We start from the raw sequence: 21,006 nt of genomic DNA, 5'->3' as shown, positions 1-21,006 counted from the left end.
CTTGGCCAGTGCGCCGGTTCAGCCTGTGGCTCCGTGGACGACCCATCGTCGCCGACTCCCTCCTCGCGGCGATGCTGCTGTTCTTCGACGTCCTCGGTGTGGGCGAGGCCAGGAACAAGGCTGTCTATCTCGTGCTGTCGGTGCTGCTGCCGATGCCGGTGATCCTGCGCCGCCTGTACCCGAGGGCCACCGCCGCGGCGCTGCTGGTGCTGTCGCTGCTGTGCACGCTCATCAGCTACCTGCTGAACGAACGCACCGCCCCGCACGTGGCGCTGATCGGGCTCGGGGTGATGCTGTACACGCTGGTGGCCTATGTGGGCCGCCGCGACGGGCTGATCTATGTGGGCTTCCTCGCCATCGACCTCGGTCTGTCGGTGCTGCTGGTGCAGGAACCGAAAGGCGGCGACCTGATCCTGGTCGGCGCGATCTACGCGCTGTGCTGGACGCTGGCGGAGTTCAACGGTGCCCGCCACGCCTACGACGCCGAGGTCGCGGCGCGGCTCGCCGTCGCCGACTACGACAAGGAACGCCGCGCGCACGAGGCCGTCGCGGCCGAACGCACCCGGATCGCGCGCGAACTGCACGACGTGGTCGCGCACGCGGTGAGCGTCATCATCGTGCAGGCCGACGGCGCCAAGTACGCCCTGCGCACCGACCCGGCCGCCGCCGAACGCGCGCTGGCGACGATCGCGGGCACCGGGCGCGACGCGCTGCGCGAACTGCGGCGCACCGTCACCCTGCTGCGCACCGAGCACGCGCCGGAACTGCTGCCCCAGCACGGCAGCGCCGGCATCGCGCACCTGGCGCAGATGATGCGCGAGGCGGGGCTGGCCGTCGACCTCGAGCTCACCGGCGAACTCGACGACATCACCCCTGAGGTGAGTCTCGGTGTGCACCGCATCGTGCAGGAGTCGCTCACCAACACCCTTCGCCACGCCGGTGCCAGTCCCAAAGCGGTGGTCCGGGTGCAGCGCGGCACCGAGGAGGTCCTCGTCGAGATCACCGACAGCGGTGGAGTTCCCGTGCAGGAGAGCGCGATTCACGGCGGTGGTATGGGTCTGGTCGGTATGCGCGAACGGGTCGCGGTGCTCGGTGGCACCCTGCACGCGGGCAGGCTTTCCGACGGGCGCTGGGAGGTGAGCGCCCGACTTCCGCTGCGCGCCGAAACCGACTGAACCGGCCGCTAGGGTGAGGGAATGCCGATCAGTGTGCTCGTGGTGGACGATCAGGAACTCATGCGGATGGGCTTGAAGATGGTCCTCGGCGCCCACCCCGACATCGAGGTCGTCGGCGAAGCGGCCAACGGGGAGGAAGCCGTGCGCCGGGCCGGAGAACTGCGTCCCGACGTCGTGCTGATGGACGTGCGCATGCCGGTGGTCGACGGTGTCACCGCGACCGGCCGCATCGTCGCCACCGGCGACGGCGTGCGCGTGCTCGTGATGACCACCTTCGACCTCGACGAACACGCGCTCGGCGCCCTGCGCGCCGGGGCCAGCGGATTCCTGCTCAAGGACACCCCGCCCGAAGACCTGGTCTCGGCCATCCGCAGCGTCGCCGCCGGTGACGCGGTGGTGTCTCCGAAAGTGACCAAACGCCTGCTCGACCGCCTCGTCGCCGACGACCCCGCCGGGCTTCGCGACCCCTCGGTGCTCGACGTGCTCACCACCCGCGAACGCGAGGTGCTCGAACAGATCGCCGCCGGACAGAGCAACGCCGAGATCGCCTCGGCACTGTTCCTGTCCGAGGCAACCGTGAAAACCCACGTGGGCCGAGTGCTCACCAAACTCGGGTTGCGCGATCGGGTGCAGGCGGTGGTGTTGGCCTACGAGACCGGGCTCGTCCGCCCGGGCGGCTGAGTGATCCACGCCCGGCCGGGAGAAAAACCGCGCGCTCGTGCGTTGAAGAGGTAGATCGTCCGAAAGGATCACCATGACCGGCCTGCTGTTCGTGCTCTACCTCGTCGTCGAGATCGCCGCCCTCGTCGGCCTCGCCCAGGTGATCGGCGTCGGATGGGCGCTGCTGGTGCTCGTCGCCGTCTCCGGTGTCGGATTGGTGCTGCTCGCCAAGCAGGGGCGCCGGGTGTTCGACCGGTTCCGGCGGGCCTCGCGCGGTGAGGTGAGCGCGGAGAGCGCGGTCGCCGACGGGCTGCTCGTCGCGACCGGGTCGGTGCTGCTGTTCGTGCCCGGCCTCGTTACCGGGGTGCTGGGAGTGCTCGCACTGTTCCCACCCACCCGCGCGCTGTTGCGACCGGTGCTGGAGAAGCTCGGCACCCGGCGCTTCGGTCCACTGCCCTCGTTCGCCCCCGCGCCGTATCGAGGTGTGGTGGTCGACGCGGGTGGCGACGTGGTCGACGGCGATGTCGTCGGCCAGTGGTATGACGACGGTCACACCCGGGGCCCGCGTGCGCTCGGTTCCGCCTGATCCGCTGACACCCACCCCGGCCGACGGTCTACAGTGACCGGCATGGCCACCGAGCAGATCACCGTCACGGTGAGCGAGGAACTGGCCGACGCGGTACGCCGAGCGAGTACCGCTGCCGGACAGTCGATGTCGGACTTCACCACCGCCGCCTGGCGGCTGGAACTGATCGCCGCCCAAGCGGGCGGACACACACCGGCCGGACTCGGCGACGCCGACGTGCGCGCCGTGCTGTCCCTGCCGACCTGACGATCCGCCGATACGGCAGACTGGGGCATCGTGAGTACCCAGTTGCTGATCGGCGGTCGTTTCTACAGTTCCAGCTCCCCGGACGCGACCGCGATGGCGGTCACCGACGGCACCGTGGTGTGGCTCGGCGCGGAGGCGCCCGGGCGCGCCATGCACCCCGACGCGGAGATCGTCGACCTCGGCGGCGCGTTCGTGGCACCGGCCTTCGTCGACCCGCACGTCCACGTCACCGCACTCGGCCTGCGACTCACCGGGCTGGATCTGCGTGGCGCGCGCTCGCTGGCCGAGCTCCTCGACGCCGTGCGCGCCCAGGCCGCGCGGCAGCCCGACGGCATCGTCATCGGGGACGGCTGGGACGACACCACCTGGCCCGAGCAGCGACCGCCGACGGTCGCCGAACTCGACGCCGCCGCGGGGCCGGGCAGGCTGGTCTACCTCGCGCGCGTCGACGCGCACTCGGCCGTCGCGTCCTCGGCGCTGCTCGATGCCGCCGGTGAACCCGGCGACCGTGGCGAACCGCTGCGCGCCGACGCCCACCACCGCGTGCGCGCCGTCGCGCTCGCCGGATTGAATCGTGCCCAACGGGATTGGGCGCGCACCGCCGCTCTCGACACCGCCGCCGCGAACGGTGTGGTCGCCGTGCACGAATGCGCCGGACCCGACATCTCCGGCCGCGACGACGTCCGCGAGCTGCTCGCCTTCGACCACGGCGTGCAGGTGCGGGCCTACTGGGGCGAGGCGGTGCGCGGTGCCGACGAGGCGCGTGCGCTGCTCGGCGAACTCGGCGTACACGGCCTCGGCGGCGACCTGTTCGTCGACGGGTCGCTCGGCTCCCACACCGCGCTGCTGCGCGACCCGTACACCGACGCGGCGGGCTGCGGGAAGAACTTCCTCGACGCCGATGCGGTCACCGACCACCTGCGCGCCTGCACCGAAGCCGGGATCCAGGCCGGTTTCCACGCCATCGGCGACGCGGCCGTGGACCTCGTGGTCGACGGATTCGTCCGGGTCGCCGACGAACTCGGCGGTCCCGCCGTCGCCGCGCGCGGGCACCGGGTCGAGCATGCCGAGATGACCGACGCGGCCGCGATCGACCAGCTCGCGCGGCTCGGAGTGATCCTGTCGGTGCAGCCGGGCTTCGACGCCGCCTGGGGCGGAACCGACGGCATGTACGCCACCCGCCTCGGCGCCGAGCGTGCCGCCGGACTCAACCCGTTCGCCGCGATGGCGGCGGCCGGGATCTCCCTGGCCATCGGCTCCGATGCCCCCGTCACCACGATGAATCCGTGGGAGCAGATCCGCGCGGCCGTGCACCATCGCACCCCGGGCCACGGCCTGTCACCGCGCGCCGCCTTCGCCGCGGCCACCCGGGGCGCTTGGCGCGCGGGCGGTGTCCGCGACGGGATGGCGGGCACGCTCGTTCCCGGTGCCCCTGCCTCGTACGCGATCTGGGACGCGGGCGATCTCGTCGTGGCCGCGGCCGCCGACACCGTTCAGCGCTGGTCGACCGACCCACGCTCCAGGGTCCCCGGCCTGCCTTCGCTGGATCCGGACGCGCCCCTGCCGACCTGTCTGCGCACCGTGCACAACGGCACGACCATCTACGCGGCCTGAACCGACCCGCCACGAATCACGGAGCAGGACACCATGATCGACCCCGCCACCGGCGACCTTCCGCTGCCCGCCGAGCCGCGAGGGCAGGCCGAGCGACCGGGGCACCCCGGCGAACGCGACAGCCCTACCCCAGGATCGTCGGGGGCTGACAACCCGTCGACGTCGAGGACGGCGCACGGTGAGGTCCGGTCGTCGGCCGAGATCGCGTCCGCGACAGGCGACGCGCGCGGAACCGACGACGCGTCGTCACCCGACGCATCGGACCCCGTGGTGCGTGAAGGCGGCGACGGGACCGCGGCGGGTCGCACCGTGCGGAGCGGGGCCCTCGGCTTGCGGATGCTCGCGGCGGCGCTCGGTGGATTTCTGTTGTTCGCCAGTTTCCCGCCCCGGCCGCTGTGGTTTCTCGCGCCGTTCGCCGTCGCCCTGCTGACCCTCGCCGTCTACGGGACGAACCGGGCGCGGGCCGGGTTCGGATACGGGATGCTCGGCGGGCTGGCCTTCTTCCTGCCGTTGCTGCCGTGGACCGGGATCTATGTGGGCCCGGTGCCGTGGTTGGCGCTGTCGACGGCGTGCGCGGTGTTCTTCGGACTGTGGGGTGTGCTCGCGCGCTGGCTCGGCGGGCTACCCGGGTGGCCGGTGTGGCTGGCGCTGGCGTGGACGGCGACGGAATGGGCGCGCTCGACCGTCCCGTTCGGCGGATTCCCCTGGGGGCGGATCGCTTTCGGGCAGGCCGACGGCTGGTACCTGCCGCTGGCCGCCTACGGCGGCGCTCCGCTGATCGGCTTCGCGGTGGCGCTCACCGGTACCGCGCTCGCGGCCCTCGCGCTGCGACTGCGCACCGGGCGGGCCCTCGACATCGGCATCGTGCTGACGGCGCTCGCCGCCGTCGTCATGCCGCTGGCGGGGCTGATCCTGCGCCCCACCCTGCCCGACCCGGACGCGGGCGGGCGCACGATCACCGTGGCCGCCATCCAGGGCAGCGTGCCGCGCCTCGGCCTCGACTTCAACGCCCAGCGCCGTGCCGTCCTCGACAACCACGTCCGGCGCACCGAGGAACTGGCCGACAGCGTCGCTCGCGGTCAGGAGCGCAAGCCCGACATCGTGATCTGGCCCGAGAACTCCTCCGACATCGATCCGCTGCGCAACGCCGACGCCGCCGCGGCCATCACCCGCGCCTCCGAACGCATCGGCGCCCCGATCCTCGTCGGCGCGGTGCTGGTGAACGGTGACCGCACCACCACCAACTCGGTGATGGTGTGGAACGGCGCGGCCGGGCCCGGGGAGCGCCACGACAAGAAGATCATCCAGCCGTTCGGCGAATACCTGCCGATGCGAGGTTTCTTCCGTTTGTTCTCGTCCTACGCCGATCGCGCGGGCTATTTCGTGCCCGGCAACGGGGACGGAACGGTCACTGCCGCGAATGTCCGGATCGGTGTCGCGACCTGCTATGAAGTCGCCTTCGATCGGGCATTCCGGGAATCGTTGGCAGCGGGTGCGCAATTGCTCACCGTGCCAACCAACAACGCCACCTTCGGCGAGAGCGAGATGACGTATCAGCAATTGGCGATGTCGCGGGTGCGCGCGGTCGAACACGGACGAGCACTCGTGGTCGCGGCAACCACTGGCGTCAGCGGGATCATCGCCGCCGACGGCACGCTAGAGCAGCGTTCCGCCCAAGTCGTCCCCGCGGCGCTGGTCGCCCAGCTACCATTGCGCGACACGGCGACGATCGCGACCAGGATCGGTGCGGCGCCCGAAATGGCGTCCGTTATCCTGACCGCGTTCGGCGCGGGACTGCTGTTGGCCCGCCGCCGCCGAGCAAATCAGACGCAGATTATGCGCGGCTCGAAGAATTCTGAATAAGCGGTTTGTTTCAGCCCGGGGGAAGCGGCATCGAGTTGCTGCTGCAGGGGTGTAATCCATTGAGCACGAAATAAATCCAGATCGGCAGCCATCCGGCCGCCGGAGTACTCCGAATCATGGGCGTGGATAGCCACGCCCTGGGCCGTCGTGTGCCCGGGCGCTGCTCGGGGAGTCGCGACAGACCAGAACGGAGTGCTTGATGAGTTCATTGGCCACCGACCGCGTCAGCTCATGCGTTACCGACGAGGACTCGAGCCAGCCGTTCGCTTTGTCGCCCGGTCAGACGGCGTTGTGGTACGCGCAACGGATCAGGCCCGACATCCCGCTCACCATCGCGCACTACGTGGAACTGCACGGCGATCTCGACCCGGGCAGGCTGCTCTACGCCATCGAGCGATTCGGTGCCGAATCCCAAGTGGGACTGGTGCGCCTACTCGAGATCGACGGAGTACCCCACCAGCGGGTCGACCCCGGCTGGCGTCCCGGCTGGGCCCGCATCGATCTGCGCGGCGAGCCCGACCCGCGCGCCGCCGCGCTGCGCTGGATGAACGAGCACGCCAGCACCCCGATCGACATGGAGAACGAGCCGCTCACCATCAACGTGGTGTTGCGCGTGGGCGAGCGCGACTGGTTCTGGTACGAACGCGGGCACCACATCGTGATCGACGGCTACGGCGCCATGAACGCCCTCGCCCGCACCGCCGAGATCTACACCGCCGTCGGCGAGCAGCGCGAACCCTCGGTCTCGCGCGCCGCCGCCCTCGTCGACCTCTACGCCGACGAATCGCGCTACCGCGAATCCAGTCGCTTCCACGCCGACCGCGAATACTGGACGCAGCAGCTCGCCGGGGTGGGCGAACCCATGACGCTGTCGTCGGTGACCGCGACCGGCGACACCCACGACCCGGGCCGTCACCGCGCGACCGCCGTGCTCGACACCGACCTCGACACCCTGCTCACGCAGTCGATCACCGCGCACAACTCGGCCAACTCCGCCCTCATCGTGGCCGCGCTCGCCGCCTACGTCCGCTCGGTCACCGGCAACTCCGACGTGGTCCTGAGCCTGCCGGTCTCCGCGCGCACCACGGTGGCGCTGCGCCGCTCGGCGGGCGTGGTGTCGAACGTCGTGCCATTGCGCGTGCGATTCGACGAGCACACCACCGTCTCCGACGTGGTCCGCCAGACCGAACTGCAGATCACCGGCGCGCTGCGGCACCAGCGCTACCGCTCCGACGACATCCGCCGGGACTGCGGCTATTCGCGCGACGCACGCGGCTTCTTCGGGCCGATGGTCAACATCATGTTGTTCCACGACGAGCTGAAATTCGGTGACATCACCGGGCAACTGCACGTCTTGGCGACCGGTCCCGTCGAGGACCTCTCCATCAACATCTACAACGGCGACGGCGGGCGCATCCAGCTCGACTTCGAAGCCAACCCCCGCCTCTACGGCGAGGCCGAGAACTCGGCCCATCACGCTCGCTACCTGGACTTCCTCGCCCGCTTCCTCGCCGCCGCACCGGACAGCCGCGTCCACGCGCTCACCGCCATCACCGACAGCGAGCGCTCGCGCGTGCTGCGGGAATGGAACGCCACCGAGATCCCGGTGCCCACCGGGACCCTGGTCTCGTTGTTCACCGATCAGGTGCGGCGCAGTCCGCACGCCGTCGCGCTGGAATACGGCGACCGCGCCATCGGCTACACCGAGCTGTCCGAACGCGTGAACCAGCTGGCCCGGGAACTCATCGCGCGCGGCGCCGGCCCGGAGACCACCGTCGGGTTGTGCCTGCACCGCGGCATCGAGATGGTGCTCGGCATGTACGCCGTGCTCGCGACCGGCGCCGCCTACCTGCCCATTGATCCGGAACATCCGGTGGACCGCATCGATGCCGTACTGGCACAGGCGAAGCCGGTGTGTGTGCTGACCGCCGCGCGCGACGGCGTCGGGCTGCCCTCGGGTGCCGTGCGGGTCGATCTGGACCTGCTCGATGTCACCGGGCACGACAGCGCCGCGATCACCGACGCCGACCGGCGTGCGCCGTTGCGACCCGAACACCCCGCCTACGTCATCTTCACCTCGGGGTCGACGGGCAAGCCCAAGGGTGTGGCGGTGACGCACGCCGCCATCGTCAACCGGCTGCGCTGGATGCAAGCCGAGTACCCGCTCGACCACAGCGACGCGGTACTGCAGAAGACCCCGGCCACCTTCGACGTGTCGGTGTGGGAGTTCTTCTGGCCGTTGCAGGTCGGGGCCCGGCTGGTCGTGGCCGCGCCCGGCGGGCATCGCGATCCGGCGTACCTGGCACGGATCATCACCGAGAAGTCCGTCACCACGGCGCATTTCGTGCCGTCGATGCTGTCGCTGTTCGTCACCGATCCGCGTGTGCGCGGCGGCGCGAACCTGCGACGGGTGTTCTGCAGCGGTGAGGCACTGCCCGGCGCCACCGTCGCCGACTTCCATGCCGCCCTGCGCGGGCCGGAGCTGCACAACCTGTACGGGCCCACCGAGGCCGCGGTCGATGTCACCTACTGGCCGTGCCCGGTCGGAGCGACCACGGTCCCGATCGGATCACCGGTGTGGAACACCAAGACCTATGTGCTCGACGCGCAGCTGCGCCCGGTCCCACCCGGTGTGGTCGGTGAGCTCTACCTGGCCGGGACGCAGTTGGCACGCGGCTACCTCGGCAGGCCGGATCTGACCGCCGACCGGTTCGTCGCCAACCCGTTCACCCCCGGCCAGCGCATGTACCGCACGGGCGACCTGGCCCGCTGGCAGCTGGACGGCGGCATCTTGGAATACCTGGGGCGCACCGACTTCCAGGTCAAGATCCGTGGGCTGCGCATCGAGCTCGGCGAGATCGAGTCCGCGCTGCTCGCCCAGGACGGAATCGCCCGCGCGGTGTGCGTGGCACGGACCGGCCGCACCGGTGACGACGAGCTCGTCGCCTATGTGGTCGCCGCGCCGGGCGCCGCCGCACCCGATGTGGCGGCCTCGATGTCGGCGCTGCGCCGCGCGCTGCCCTCCTACATGGTGCCCTCGGCGCTGGTCGTGCTCGACGAGCTGCCGCTGAGCGCCAACGGCAAGGTCGACCGCAAGGCACTGCCCGCCCCCGAGGCCGGTGTGCGGGTGACCACGGGCGCGGACGCACCGCAGACCGAACTGGAATGCGCGCTCGCCGAGATCTTCAGCGAGGTACTCGCGCTGGACGGCACCGGAATCGGTGTGCAGGACAACTTCTTCGACCTCGGCGGCAACTCCCTGATCGCCGCACGCGCCGTCGCCAGGATCAACACCACCCTCGACGCGGGCATCAGCATCCGACACCTGTTCGAAGCCTCGACCATCGCCTCGCTGGCCGACTACATCAGCACTCACCGGTCCGAGACCTCCACGCCCGAGCTGGTTCCCGTGACCCGGCCGGAACGGGTGCCGTTGTCGCTGGCCCAGCAGCGGCTGTGGATCCTCAACCGGTTCGCCGAACACGCCGCCGCCTACAACATGCCGCTGGCACTGCGGCTGACCGGGCAGCTGGACCTTTCCGCGCTGCGGACCGGCCTGCGCGACGTGCTCGACCGCCACGAAAGCCTGCGCACGAGCTTTCCCGACGGCCCCGACGGGCCGTACCAGCTGATCCATCCCGCCGCTGCCGTCGCGCCCGACCTGGTCGCCCGCGACGCCGACGGCCGGATCGATGACCTCGTCGCCGAGGTCGCGGGTCGTGGCTTCGACCTGCGCACGGAAACACCGTTGCGGGTGGAGCTGTATCGGCTGGCGCCGGACGAGCATCTGCTGGTGGTCGTGCTGCACCACATCTGTGGTGACGGCTGGTCGATCGCGCCGCTGGCCAGGGACCTGATGACCGCCGTCGCCGCCCGCGCCGAGGGCGACCTCCCGCGGTGGACACCCCTGCCGGTGCAGTACGCCGACTTCGCGCTGTGGCAACGGGAACTGCTGGGCGAGGAGACCGACCCGGAGGCACCGCTCGGGCGTCAGCTCGGGCACTGGCGCCGGGCCCTCGCCGGTCTGCCCGATCAGCTCGACCTGCCACTCGATCGCCCACGACCCCTGCGCCGCACCACCGGCGGCGACACCGTCGCCTTCACCATCGACGCCGAAACCCGCCGGGCGGCGAGCGAACTCGCCAGTGGGCGCGGGGTGAGCATGTTCATGGTGCTGCACGCGGCGCTGGCCACCGTGCTCGCGCGCGTGTGCGGCAGCGCCGACATCACCGTCGGCACCCCGATCGCGGGGCGCTCCGACCCGGCGCTCGACGACCTGGTCGGCATGTTCGTGAACACGCTCGTGCTGCGCACCGAGGTCGACCTCGGCGCCGGATTCGACAAGGTGCTCGACCTGGTCCGCGAAACCGACCTCGACGCCTTCGCCAACCCCGACGTGCCGTTCGAACGGCTCGTCGAACTGGTGAACCCGGACCGTTCGACCAACCGGCATCCGCTGTTCCAGGTGATGCTGTCCTACGACCGCACCCCTGAGCTGCGCGTCGAACTGCCGGGTGTGGCCGCCGAACTCGTCCCGGTACAGACCGGCATCGCCAAATTCGACCTGCAACTCGAGGTGCGCGACAACCACGGTGACGGGCCGCTGCATGCCGAATTCGGCTACGCCACCGATGTTTTCGATCGCGCGACCGTCGAGGCCATCGCCCGCCGGTTCGCCGTGGTGCTGCGGGCCGCGCTCGCCGCGCCGCAGGAGCCGATCGGTGACCTGCCCCTGCTCGACCGCCGCGAGATCGCCCGGCTCGTGCCCGTGGCGGGCGCACCGGCCGAGCCGTCCGACACCCTCGCCCGGCTGCTCGCCGATACCGCCCAGCGACTGCCCGACGCGGTCGCGGTCCGCTACCTCGGACTCGACACCAGCTACCGGGAACTCGACGAACGATCGAACCGGTTGGCGCGCAGCCTGATCGCGCACGGCGCGGGCCCGGAGTCGGTGGTCGCGGTGGCCTTGCCACGTGGCTTGGAATCGATCATCGCCATCTGGGCGGTCGCCAAGACCGGCGCCGCGTACGTCCCCGTCGACCCGGCGTACCCGACCGAGCGCATCGCGCACATGATCGGCGACTCCGGCGCGGTGCTCGGGCTCACCCTGCCCGAACACCTCGCGGCGCTGCCGACCACGGTCGGCAAGCATCGTCGGGCACCGGAATGGCTGGTGTTCGGGACGGCCGCGTTCGAAGCCGACTGCGCACACCGCTCGGCCGCGCCCGTGCGCGACATCGAACGCACCCATCCGATGCGGCCGAGCCAGCCCGCGTACCTCATCTACACCTCCGGATCCACCGGCCTGCCCAAGGCCGTGGTCGTCACCCACGCGGGCATCGCCTCGCTGGCCAGCGAGCAGACTCAGCTGTTCCGGGTGACCGATGCCGCGCGCACCCTGCACTTCTCCTCGCCCAGCTTCGACGCGTCGGTGCTCGAGCTGCTGCTCGGCTTCGCCGCGGGCGCGACCGTCGTGGTCGCCCCGGCCGACCTGTACGGCGGCGCCGAACTGGCGGGTTTCCTGCGCTCGGAACGGATCACGCACGCGTTCATCACCCCGGCGGCCCTGGCCACCGTGCCCGCCGGTGAGTTCCCCGAGTTGAACACCGTGATCGTCGGCGGCGAGGCCTGCTCCGACGAACTGGTCGACACCTGGGCGGGCCGGTACCGGATGCACAACATGTACGGCCCGTCGGAGGCGACCGTCGCGGTCACCGCCAGTGCCGCCATGGTGCCCGGCGAACCCGTACCACTCGGTGCGCCCGTGCGCGGCATGCGGCTGTTCGTCCTCGACTCCCGGCTGCAGCCGATGCCACCGGGGACGGCGGGCGAGCTGTACGTGTCCGGTCCCGGTGTGGCGCGCGGATACCTGGGCAAACTCGGGCTCACCGCGCAGCGGTTCGTCGCGAATCCGCACGGCCGCGTCGGGGAACGGATGTACCGGACCGGCGATCTCGTGGTAGCCGACGCCACCGGCCGCCTGCGCTTCCTCGGCCGCGCCGACGACCAGATCAAGATCCGTGGTTTCCGGATCGAGTTGCGCGAGATCGACCACGTGCTGCGCGAACACCCGGGTGTGCGTTCGGCGATGACCATCGTGCACGTCGACGAACACGGTCAGCAGCGGCTGGCGTCCTACGTCACCGCCGACGGGCCGATCGAACCGGCCGCCGTCCTCGACACCGCGCGCGGCAGATTGCCCGGGTACATGGTGCCCGCCGCGTTGGCGGTGCTCGACCGGATGCCGGTGACACCGGCGGGCAAACTCGACCGAAAGGCGCTGCCCGCACCGGAATTCGCGGCGGGCGGCGGCTCGCGCGCCCCGCGCACCCATCTCGAGATGCGGGTGGCGGCGGTGTTCACCGAGATCCTCGGCAGGCCGGTGCCCGGCGCGGAGGACAGCTTCTTCGACATCGGCGGCAACTCGCTGCTCGCCACCCGGCTGGCCGCGGCGCTGCACGCCGACTTCGAGGTGGACCTGCCGGTTCGCCAGATCTTCGAGGCACCGACGGTGGCGGGTATCGCCTGCCTGATCGCGGAAGCGCCCCGGACGCAACGGGTGGCGCTGGCCGTACACACCCCGCGCCCGGGACGCATACCACTGTCGCTGCCGCAGCAACGACTGTGGTTCCTCAACCGATTGTCGCCCGAATCGAGCGCCTACAACATCGCTTTCGTCTTGCGAATCGGCGGCGATCCGGACATCGACGCCCTGCGCGGCGCGATCACCGACCTGGTACAGCGGCACGAGGTGCTGCGCACGGTCTTCCCCGAGGACCTCTCCGGCGCGCAGCAGGTGGTTCTCCCGGCCGCCGGGGCGGTTCCGGTGATCGAGCCCGTCGACACCGAGCCCGGGCGGGCCGAGGAGGAACTGGCCGCGTTCGCCAGGCAGGGCTTCGATCTCACGCGCGAGACGCCGCTGCGGGTGTCGTTGTCGCGTACCGGGCCCCACGAGTACCTGCTCGGTGTGGTCGTCCACCACATCGCCGCCGACGGGTGGTCGCTCGGCCCGTTGACGAAGGATCTGGCGGTGTCCTACGTCGCGCGTGCCCGCGGCGACGTCCCGGTGCGTGAACCGCTGCCGGTGCAGTACGCCGACTTCAGCCTGTGGCAGCGGGCGGTACTCGGTGCCGAGGACGACCCGGACAGCATCGCCGCCACCCAGCTCGCGTTCTGGCGCGAGACGCTGGCCGAACTGCCCGACGAACTGCCGCTGCCGTTCGACCGGCCGCGGCCCGCCGAACCGGTCGGCACCGCGGACACCGTGGTGTGCCCGATCTCGGCGCCGTTGCGCGAGGCGATGGCGGAGCTGGCGGCCGACACCGGTGTCAGCCTGTTCATGGTCGTCCGATCGGCGCTCGCGGTGTTGCTGCGCGGGGTCACCGGCGGGCGCGACATCCCGATCGGCACCCCGGTCGCCGGACGTACCGACGTCCAGCTCGACGAACTGGTCGGCATGTTCGTCAACACCCTCGTGTTGCGTTCCGATGTGGATCCGGGGGCAAGCTTCACCGAACTGCTGCACGCCGACCGCGATTCGGAGCTGGCCGCGCTCGCCCATGCCGACCTGCCGTTCGAACGGGTCGTCGACGCGCTCGGCCGCGACAGCCGGGCCAACAACCGTCACCCGCTGTTCCAGGTGGCCTTGAGCATGCAGGACGACAGCGCACCGGAACTGGAACTGCCCGGTCTGCGGTTGCGCGCCGAGGAACTCGACATCGCCCGCGCCAAGTTCGACCTGGAACTGCGGGTGGCCCCCGACGGCGACGGGCAGCGCTTCGAATTCGTCTACTCCACCGAGCTTTTCGACCGGACAACGATCGAGACGCTCGCCACGAGGTTCGCGGCCGTCCTCACCCAGGTGACCGCCGACCCGAGGCTGTTGGTCGGCGATATCGATCAGCTGACCGTCGCCGAGCATCGCTCGCTCGTTCCGGCGCAGGGCCCGGCACTGGTCACCCCGGTCGTGCTGTCCGACATCATCGACCGGGCCGCCGACCGGTATCCGCGCCGACCCGCGCTGCGCTGGTTCGCCGGGGGCAGCGTGGCGGGCGAAGTCGGTGAACTCGACTACGACGAGGTGGCGCGTCGGGCCCACCGGCTCGGCCGAGCCCTCATCGCGCGCGGGATCGGCACCGGTGATCGGGTGGCGGTCGGCCTGACCCGGTCGCTGGACTGCGCGCTGGCCATCTTCGGTGTCGCCGCGAGCGGTGCCGCGTTCGTCCCCGTCGACCCGCGCTATCCGGCCGACCGGGTACGGCACATGCTCACCGACTCCGGTGCGCGGGCCGTACTCACGACCAGCGCCGACGCCCCCGCTCTGCGCGAGGCCGCCGGACCGCTCGACACCCGGTGGCTGCTGGTCGACGATCCCGAACTGCTCGCCGAACTGGCCGCCTACGACGACGCGCCGATCGGCGACGCGGAGCGCATCCGGCCCGTTCGCACCGCCGATCTGGCGTACCAGATCTACACCTCCGGGTCGACCGGTCTGCCCAAGGGCGTCACCGTCACCCACGGTGGTCTGGTGAGCCTGGCGCTCGACCTGCGCGAACGGATGGGCCTCGACCGGTTCGCCAGGACGTTCTTCTTCTCCACCCCGAGCTTCGACGTCTCCGTCCTCGACATGCTGCTCGCCGTGTATTCCGGCGCGGAGATGGTGATCGGGCCCATCGATGTCTACGGTGGCGACGAACTCGGCGCGCTGCTGGAACGCGAACAGGTCACCCACACCTTCCTCACCCCGGCCGTGCTCGCCTCCATCGACGCGAGCCGCTGGCCACTGCCCCGCCTGCGCGGGCTGATGGCCGGTGGTGAAGCGGTGCCGCCGGATCTGGTGGAGAACTGGGCGCCCGGGCGTCGATTCGTCAATGCCTACGGGCCGACGGAGTTCACGGTCATCGCGGCCATGTCCACATTGCGGGTGGGGGTGCCGGTGACCATCGGTACCCCCGTGCGCGGGTCGCGGGCGCTGGTGCTCGACGAGCGGTTGAAGCCGGTCGTCAGCGGCGTGCCCGGTGAGCTCTACATCGGCGGTGCGGGCATCGCCCAGGGCTACCACCAGCGATTCGGTCTCACCGCGTCGCGTTTCGTCGCCGATCCGTGTGGGCCCGCGGGCAGCCGGATGTACCGCACCGGCGACGTGGTGCGCTGGACCGCCTCGGGTGAACTGGACTATCTCGGCCGCAGCGACCACCAGGTGAAGGTGCGCGGGTTCCGCATCGAACTCGGCGAGATCAGCGCCGTGCTCGGCAGTCACCCCGAGGTGCGCTTCGCCCACACCGAGGTGCGCACCATCGCGGGCGACGACCGGATCGTCGCCTGGGTGCAGTTGGGTGACGACGCGGTCCCGGCCGACCTGGCCGACGTGCGCGACCACGCGGTCGCCCATCTGGCCGGACACATGGTTCCGGCCTCGCTGAACCTGATCCACGCCGTGCCGCTCACGCCCGTCGGCAAGCTCGACCGGACAGCGCTGCCCGAGCCCGAGTTCACCGTCGCGGCGGGTCGTGCGCCACGCACGGAGTCCGAATGCCTGGTGGCCCGGGTGTTCGGCGATCTGCTCGGGGTCGGGGAGGTGTCGGCCACCGACAGCTTCTTCGACATCGGCGGCAACTCGCTGCTGGCCACCCAGCTGGTCGCACGACTGGCGGCCGCGAGCAATGTGCGCCTCGAGGTGCGCACCGTGTTCGCCGCCCCAACCGTCGCCGAGCTCGCGGCGCTGGTGGAGACCGGGCCGTCGGGCGAGGAAGGTCGTCCCGACCTGGTGAAGCAGGATCGCCCGGAACGGATCCCGCTCTCGGCGGCCCAGCGCAGGCTGTTGTTCCTCAACCGGTTCAACGCCGGTGCGCAGGACCAGTCGGCGGGTGCCTACAACATCCCGGTCGTACTGCGGTTGCACGGCGCGATCGACCTCGACGCACTCATCGCCGCCCTGCACACGGTGCAACGACGGCACGAGACGCTGCGCACGGTGTTCCCCGAAACCTCGGGCGAACCAGAGCAGTTGGTGCTCGACCCGAGGATCGGGGCGGTCACGCTGTTCCACGCGAGTGCCACACCGCACGAGGTCGACGCCGCCGTCGCGCGCTTCGCCGCACCCGGTTTCGACCTGTCGGTGTCGGTACCGTTGCGGGCCGCGCTCATCACCGTCGACCGCACCGGGCTGCCGGTGCCCGCCCAGGCCAAACTGGCCGTCGCGGGGTCGAAGGAGCACGTGCTCGTCCTGGTGGTGCACCACATCGCGATGGACGGGTGGTCGCTGGAACCGCTCGCCGCCGAGGTGGCGGCCGCCTACCGTGGCATTCGCGCCGGTGAACCGTTCGGCGACCAGATCCCCGAGATCCAGTACGCCGACTACACGCTGTGGCAGCAGCAGCTGCTTGGCACCGAGGACGACGAGGACTCGCTGATCCGCAAGCAGCTCGACCACTGGCGCGACACCCTCGACGGGCTGCCCGAACTGCTCACCGTGCCCGCCGACCGGCCGCGGCCGCCGGTGCCCTCCTACCGGGGCGGCACCGTCGACTGCGCGGTCGACGCCGCCACCCATCGCGCCCTGCGCGGGATCGCCGCCGCCAACAACGTCAGCATGTTCATGGTGCTGCACGCCGCGCTGGCGGTGCTGCTGCACCGGGTGACCGGCACCGACGACATCGTCGTCGGCACCGCGAGCGCGGGGCGTGGTCATCCGGCGCTCGACGGGCTGATCGGCATGTTCGTCAACACCCTCGTGCTGCGCACCGAGGTGTCCGACGACCGCGCCTTCGTCGATCTGCTGCGCACTGTGCGCGACCGTGACCTGGATGCCTTCGCACACGCCGACCTCCCGTTCGAGCGGTTGGTCGAGGTGCTCAATCCTGCCCGCTCGCAGGCACATCACCCGCTGTTCCAGGTGATGCTCTCGGTGCGCAACAACCCGGTGCGCATGCTGGAACTGCCCGGCCTGCGGATCGAGGCGGTCGACGCCGACGCGGGCATCGCCAAGTTCGATCTGCAGTTCACCTTCATTGAGACCCAGACCGGCGATCGAGTCGGCGACGGCATCACCCTGTCGGTGAACTACGCCGCCGACCTGTTCGAGGAGGTCACCGCGCGCCGCCTCGGCGACCGCCTGGTTCGCCTGCTCACCGCTGTCGCCGCCGACCCGAACACCGCCGTCGGGGACCTGGCCCTGCTCGACGCGGTCGAGTGGACGGCGTTGGCGCCGGTCCACGGCGCCCGCCCCGACGCCCCGGTCACCCTGGCCGAGGTGTTCGACGCCGCGGCGGCGCGGGCCCGTGACGGCCTGGCGCTCAGCGCGGGTGACACCGTGGTCACCTACGACGCACTCGACCGGTGGACCAACCGGCTCGCCCGGGTGCTCATCGGCCACGGGATCGGACCGGAAAGCCTTGTCGCACTGGGAATTCCGCGATCGGTCGAATCGGTGGCGACCATGCTCGCGGTCGCCAAGGCGGGTGCGGCGTTCGTTCCGGTCGACCCGAACTACCCGCCGCAGCGGATCAGTCACATGCTCACCGACTCCGGAGCCGCGATCGGGTTGACCCTGCTCGCGCACCGGGATCAGCTGCCCGGTGACTGCCGGTGGCTGGTGCTCGACGACCCGCACACCCGGGCCACCGTGCTCGGCACCGATGACGCGCCGATCGCCGATGCCGAGCGGATCCGGCCGCTGCGGCTGGCCAACCCCGCTTACGTGGTCTACACGTCCGGGTCGACCGGCACGCCGAAGGGTGTGGTCGTCACCCACGGCGGCATCTCGAACTTCGCCGCCGAATGCGCCGACCGCTACGACGTGCGACCGGGCAGCCGGGTGCTGCACTTCGCCACCCCGAGCTTCGACGGGTCGATGCTCGACATCCTGTTCGCGCTCGGCGGCGCGGGCACGCTGGTCATCACCCCCGCGGGCATCGTCGGCGGCGAAGACCTGCGTCAGCTGTTCATCCGCGAGCGGATCACGCACGCCTTCATCACCACCGCGGCGCTCGGCACCGTCGATCCGGCGGGTGTGCATTCGCTCGCGCACATCCTCACCGGCGGTGAGGCGTTGCCGCCGGACCTGCTCGCCCGGTGGGCGCCGGGGCGCAACTTCTACAACGTGTACGGCCCGACCGAGACGACCATCGTCACGCTGATGCCGCAGCCGATGAGCCCGCAGGGCCCGATCACCATCGGTGGCCCCATCCGCGGCGTGTCCGCCACCGTGCTCGACCGGCGGTTGCACCCCGCGCCGATCGGTGTCACGGGTGAACTGCAACTGGCCGGTGCGGCGCTGGCCCGTGGCTACCACAACCGCCCGGGGCTCACCGCGCAACGGTTCGTCGCCAATCCCTACGGCGCGCCCGGCGAGCGCATGTACCGCACGGGCGACTTGGTCCGCTGGCGGGACGGCACGAAGTCGGGGCTCGACGTGGAGTACGTCGGCCGCACCGACCATCAGGTGAAGGTGCGCGGGTTCCGGATCGAACTCGGCGAGATCGACGTGGCGTTCGCCCGCCACCCCGAGGTGGAGCTGGCGCTCACCGTCGGACACACCACGCAGGCCGGAGTCACCGCACTGGTGTCGTACGTGAAGGCTCGCGCGGGGTCGTCGCCGACGGTGGCCGAACTGCTCGAGCACATCGGTGAGCACGTGCCCAATTACATGGTGCCGCAGGCGATCATGTTGCTCGACGAGGTACCGCTCAGCCCGGTCGGCAAGCTCGACCGTGCCCGGCTGCCCGAACCGGTGTTCACCGCCTCCGGCGGATACCGCGCACCGGTGACGCCCGCCGAGGTGGCTTTGTGTGCCGCCTTCGCCGAGGTGCTGGGCGTGGCGCGGGTAGGTGCCGACGACGGGTTCTTCGAACTGGGTGGCAACTCGTTGCTCGCCACCAAGGTCGTCGCCGCACTGCGGGACCAGGGCTACGAGATGCCGGTGCAGTTGATGTTCGGCGACGCGACTCCCGCCGCCATCGCCGCCCGGCTCGACGGCGCGGACCCGGCGGCCGTGATGGCCGCGGCCCTGGAACCGGTGCTGCCGATCCGCCCGTCGACCGGCCCGCACGACACCCCGCTGTTCTGTGTGCACCCGGCCATCGGCCTGGCCTGGTGCTACTCGGGACTGCTCGCACACCTGGCCCCCGACCGTCCCGTGTACGGGCTGCAGGCCCCGCACGTGTCGGGTCAGGACGGCTTCACCTCCATCCCGGAGGCCGCGGGTCACTACGTGGCCAGCATCCGGGCCGTCCAACCGCACGGGCCCTATCACCTGCTCGGTTGGTCGCTCGGTGGGCTCATCGCCCAGGAGATGGCGGTGCAGTTGCAGGAACTCGGCGAGGACGTGGCGCTGCTGGCGATGATGGACAGCTACCAGCTCGGCGACCGCTGGCTCGACACCGCGATGCCGAGCGTCGCCGACATCCTCGGCGAGTTCGGCGCCGACCTCGTCGACGGCGCACCCCTGCCCGCCGACCTCGACCTGCACGAAGCGGCGGATCTGCTGCGGGAGCGGCCGGGGCCGTTCGCGGCGCTGTCGGTGGACAACCTGCAACGTCTCTACACCGGTTACGCCGACGGGACGGTGATGGCCAACGCGTTCCGGCCCCGCACCTTCGATGGCGATCTGCTGTTCTTCACCGCGGTGGCGGACGAGATCAACGCCGCCGATCCCGCCAGGCGGGCCGGTGCCTGGCAACAGTTCGTCACCGGCACCATCCACAACCACGACCTGCCCTGCAGGCACGCGGCGATGACCACACCGGAGGCGCTGGCGGTGATCGGCCCCGTGCTGCACCGCCACCTCGACGGGGTGCCAGGAATCACCGTGTGCGGCGGCGCCGAGAAGGAGATGCGTCCGTGAGTCTGGCGGTAGAAGTGCACGGCCTCGCCAAGAGTTTCGGCAAGGTGCGCGTACTCAGAGAAATCGACCTCGAGATACCGGCGGGCACGGTGCTCGGCCTGCTCGGCCCCAACGGCGCGGGCAAGACCACCACCGTGCGGATCGTCACCACCCTGCTGCAACCCGACGCGGGCACGGTCCGCGTGGCCGGGGTCGATGTGCTGGCCGACCCGGCCGCGGCCCGCACCCGACTCGGGCTGTCCGGGCAATACGCGGCGGTCGACGCGAACCTGACCGGATACGAGAACCTGCGCATGGTGGCCCGCCTCTACGGCATGTCGAAGAAGCAGGCCACCGAACGCGCCGACGAACTGCTCACCGCGCTCGGGCTCGACCACGCGGCGAGCCGCCGCGCGGGCACCTACTCCGGCGGTATGGCCCGGCGTCTCGACCTGGCCGGTTCCCTCGTCGCGCGGCCGCCGGTGGTCGTGCTCGACGAACCCACCACCGGCCTCGACCCGCGCGGGCGCCTGGACATGTGGAAGGTGATCGGCGACCTCGTCGACGACGGCACCACCGTGCTGCTCACCACCCAGTACCTGGAGGAAGCCGACCTGCTCGCCGACCGGATCACCGTGATCGACAAGGGCACCGTCATCGCCCGCGGCTCGGCCGACGAACTCAAGACCTCCATCGGCGGCGACCGGCTCACGGTGACCCTGGCCGCCGGACAGAGTCCTGACCTCGCGGTCTCGGTCCTCGACCAGGTGGGTGTCGGTTCGCCGATCCACGAGCCGGGCAGCGACGAAGTATCGGTGGTGGTCGGCAACGGCTCACGCACCATGGTCGAGGCCCTGCGCAGGCTCGACGACGCGGGAGTGTGTGTACTCGACGCCGTCGTGGTCCGCCCCACCCTCGACGACGTGTTCCTGTCGCTCACCGGAACCCCGGCCGAACCGGCCACCGAACCCGAAACCCAAGTGCCAGAGGAGATCCTGTCGTGAGCGTGGCCCCCGACGTCGCGGCGGACAACGACACCC

8 protein-coding genes are annotated in these 21,006 nt (G+C 70.8%); all 8 read left to right on the top strand.

Features of this window, described 5'->3' with window-relative positions:
- Positions 1-8: 8 nt before the first annotated feature.
- The gene (locus NC7_RS24285) at positions 9-1,175 is read left to right on the top strand and encodes a sensor histidine kinase (RefSeq protein ID WP_067986983.1); all 1,167 of its coding nucleotides are present in this window, start codon (positions 9-11) and stop codon (positions 1,173-1,175) included.
- A gap of 21 nt (positions 1,176-1,196) precedes the next feature.
- Positions 1,197-1,856 carry a response regulator gene (locus tag NC7_RS24280; protein WP_067986981.1) on the top strand — a complete coding sequence of 220 codons (660 nt, stop codon included), beginning with the start codon at positions 1,197-1,199 and terminating at the stop codon, positions 1,854-1,856.
- 73 nt (positions 1,857-1,929) lie between these two features.
- Positions 1,930-2,421 carry an FxsA family protein gene (locus tag NC7_RS24275; RefSeq protein ID WP_067986979.1) on the top strand — a complete coding sequence of 164 codons (492 nt, stop codon included), beginning with the start codon at positions 1,930-1,932 and terminating at the stop codon, positions 2,419-2,421.
- 42 nt (positions 2,422-2,463) lie between these two features.
- The gene (locus NC7_RS24270; RefSeq protein ID WP_067987043.1) at positions 2,464-2,667 is read left to right on the top strand and encodes a hypothetical protein; all 204 of its coding nucleotides are present in this window, start codon (positions 2,464-2,466) and stop codon (positions 2,665-2,667) included.
- A 30-nt stretch (positions 2,668-2,697) separates the two neighbouring features.
- A complete protein-coding gene (locus tag NC7_RS24265; RefSeq protein ID WP_084458760.1) occupies positions 2,698-4,281 on the top strand; it encodes an amidohydrolase in 1,584 nt (527 codons plus the stop codon).
- A 336-nt stretch (positions 4,282-4,617) separates the two neighbouring features.
- On the top strand, positions 4,618-6,144 hold the full coding sequence (gene lnt, locus NC7_RS24260) for an apolipoprotein N-acyltransferase (RefSeq protein ID WP_067987041.1): 1,527 nt from the start codon (positions 4,618-4,620) through the stop codon (positions 6,142-6,144).
- 199 nt (positions 6,145-6,343) lie between these two features.
- Positions 6,344-19,987, top strand: coding sequence for a non-ribosomal peptide synthetase (locus NC7_RS24255; RefSeq protein WP_167352456.1), 13,644 nt, complete (start codon positions 6,344-6,346; stop codon positions 19,985-19,987).
- Complete coding sequence (locus NC7_RS24250) at positions 19,984-20,970, top strand: ATP-binding cassette domain-containing protein (RefSeq protein ID WP_067986975.1); 987 nt, start codon at positions 19,984-19,986, stop codon at positions 20,968-20,970. Before NC7_RS24255 ends, NC7_RS24250 begins: the two co-directional genes overlap by 4 nt.
- The last annotated feature ends 36 nt before the right edge of the window (positions 20,971-21,006 follow it).

The organism is Nocardia caishijiensis NBRC 108228 (genome assembly GCF_001612825.1).
Taxonomy (GTDB): domain Bacteria; phylum Actinomycetota; class Actinomycetes; order Mycobacteriales; family Mycobacteriaceae; genus Nocardia; species Nocardia caishijiensis.
The sequence above is the reverse complement of the archived record's forward strand: the minus strand, read 5'-3'. Positions and strand labels throughout refer to the sequence as shown.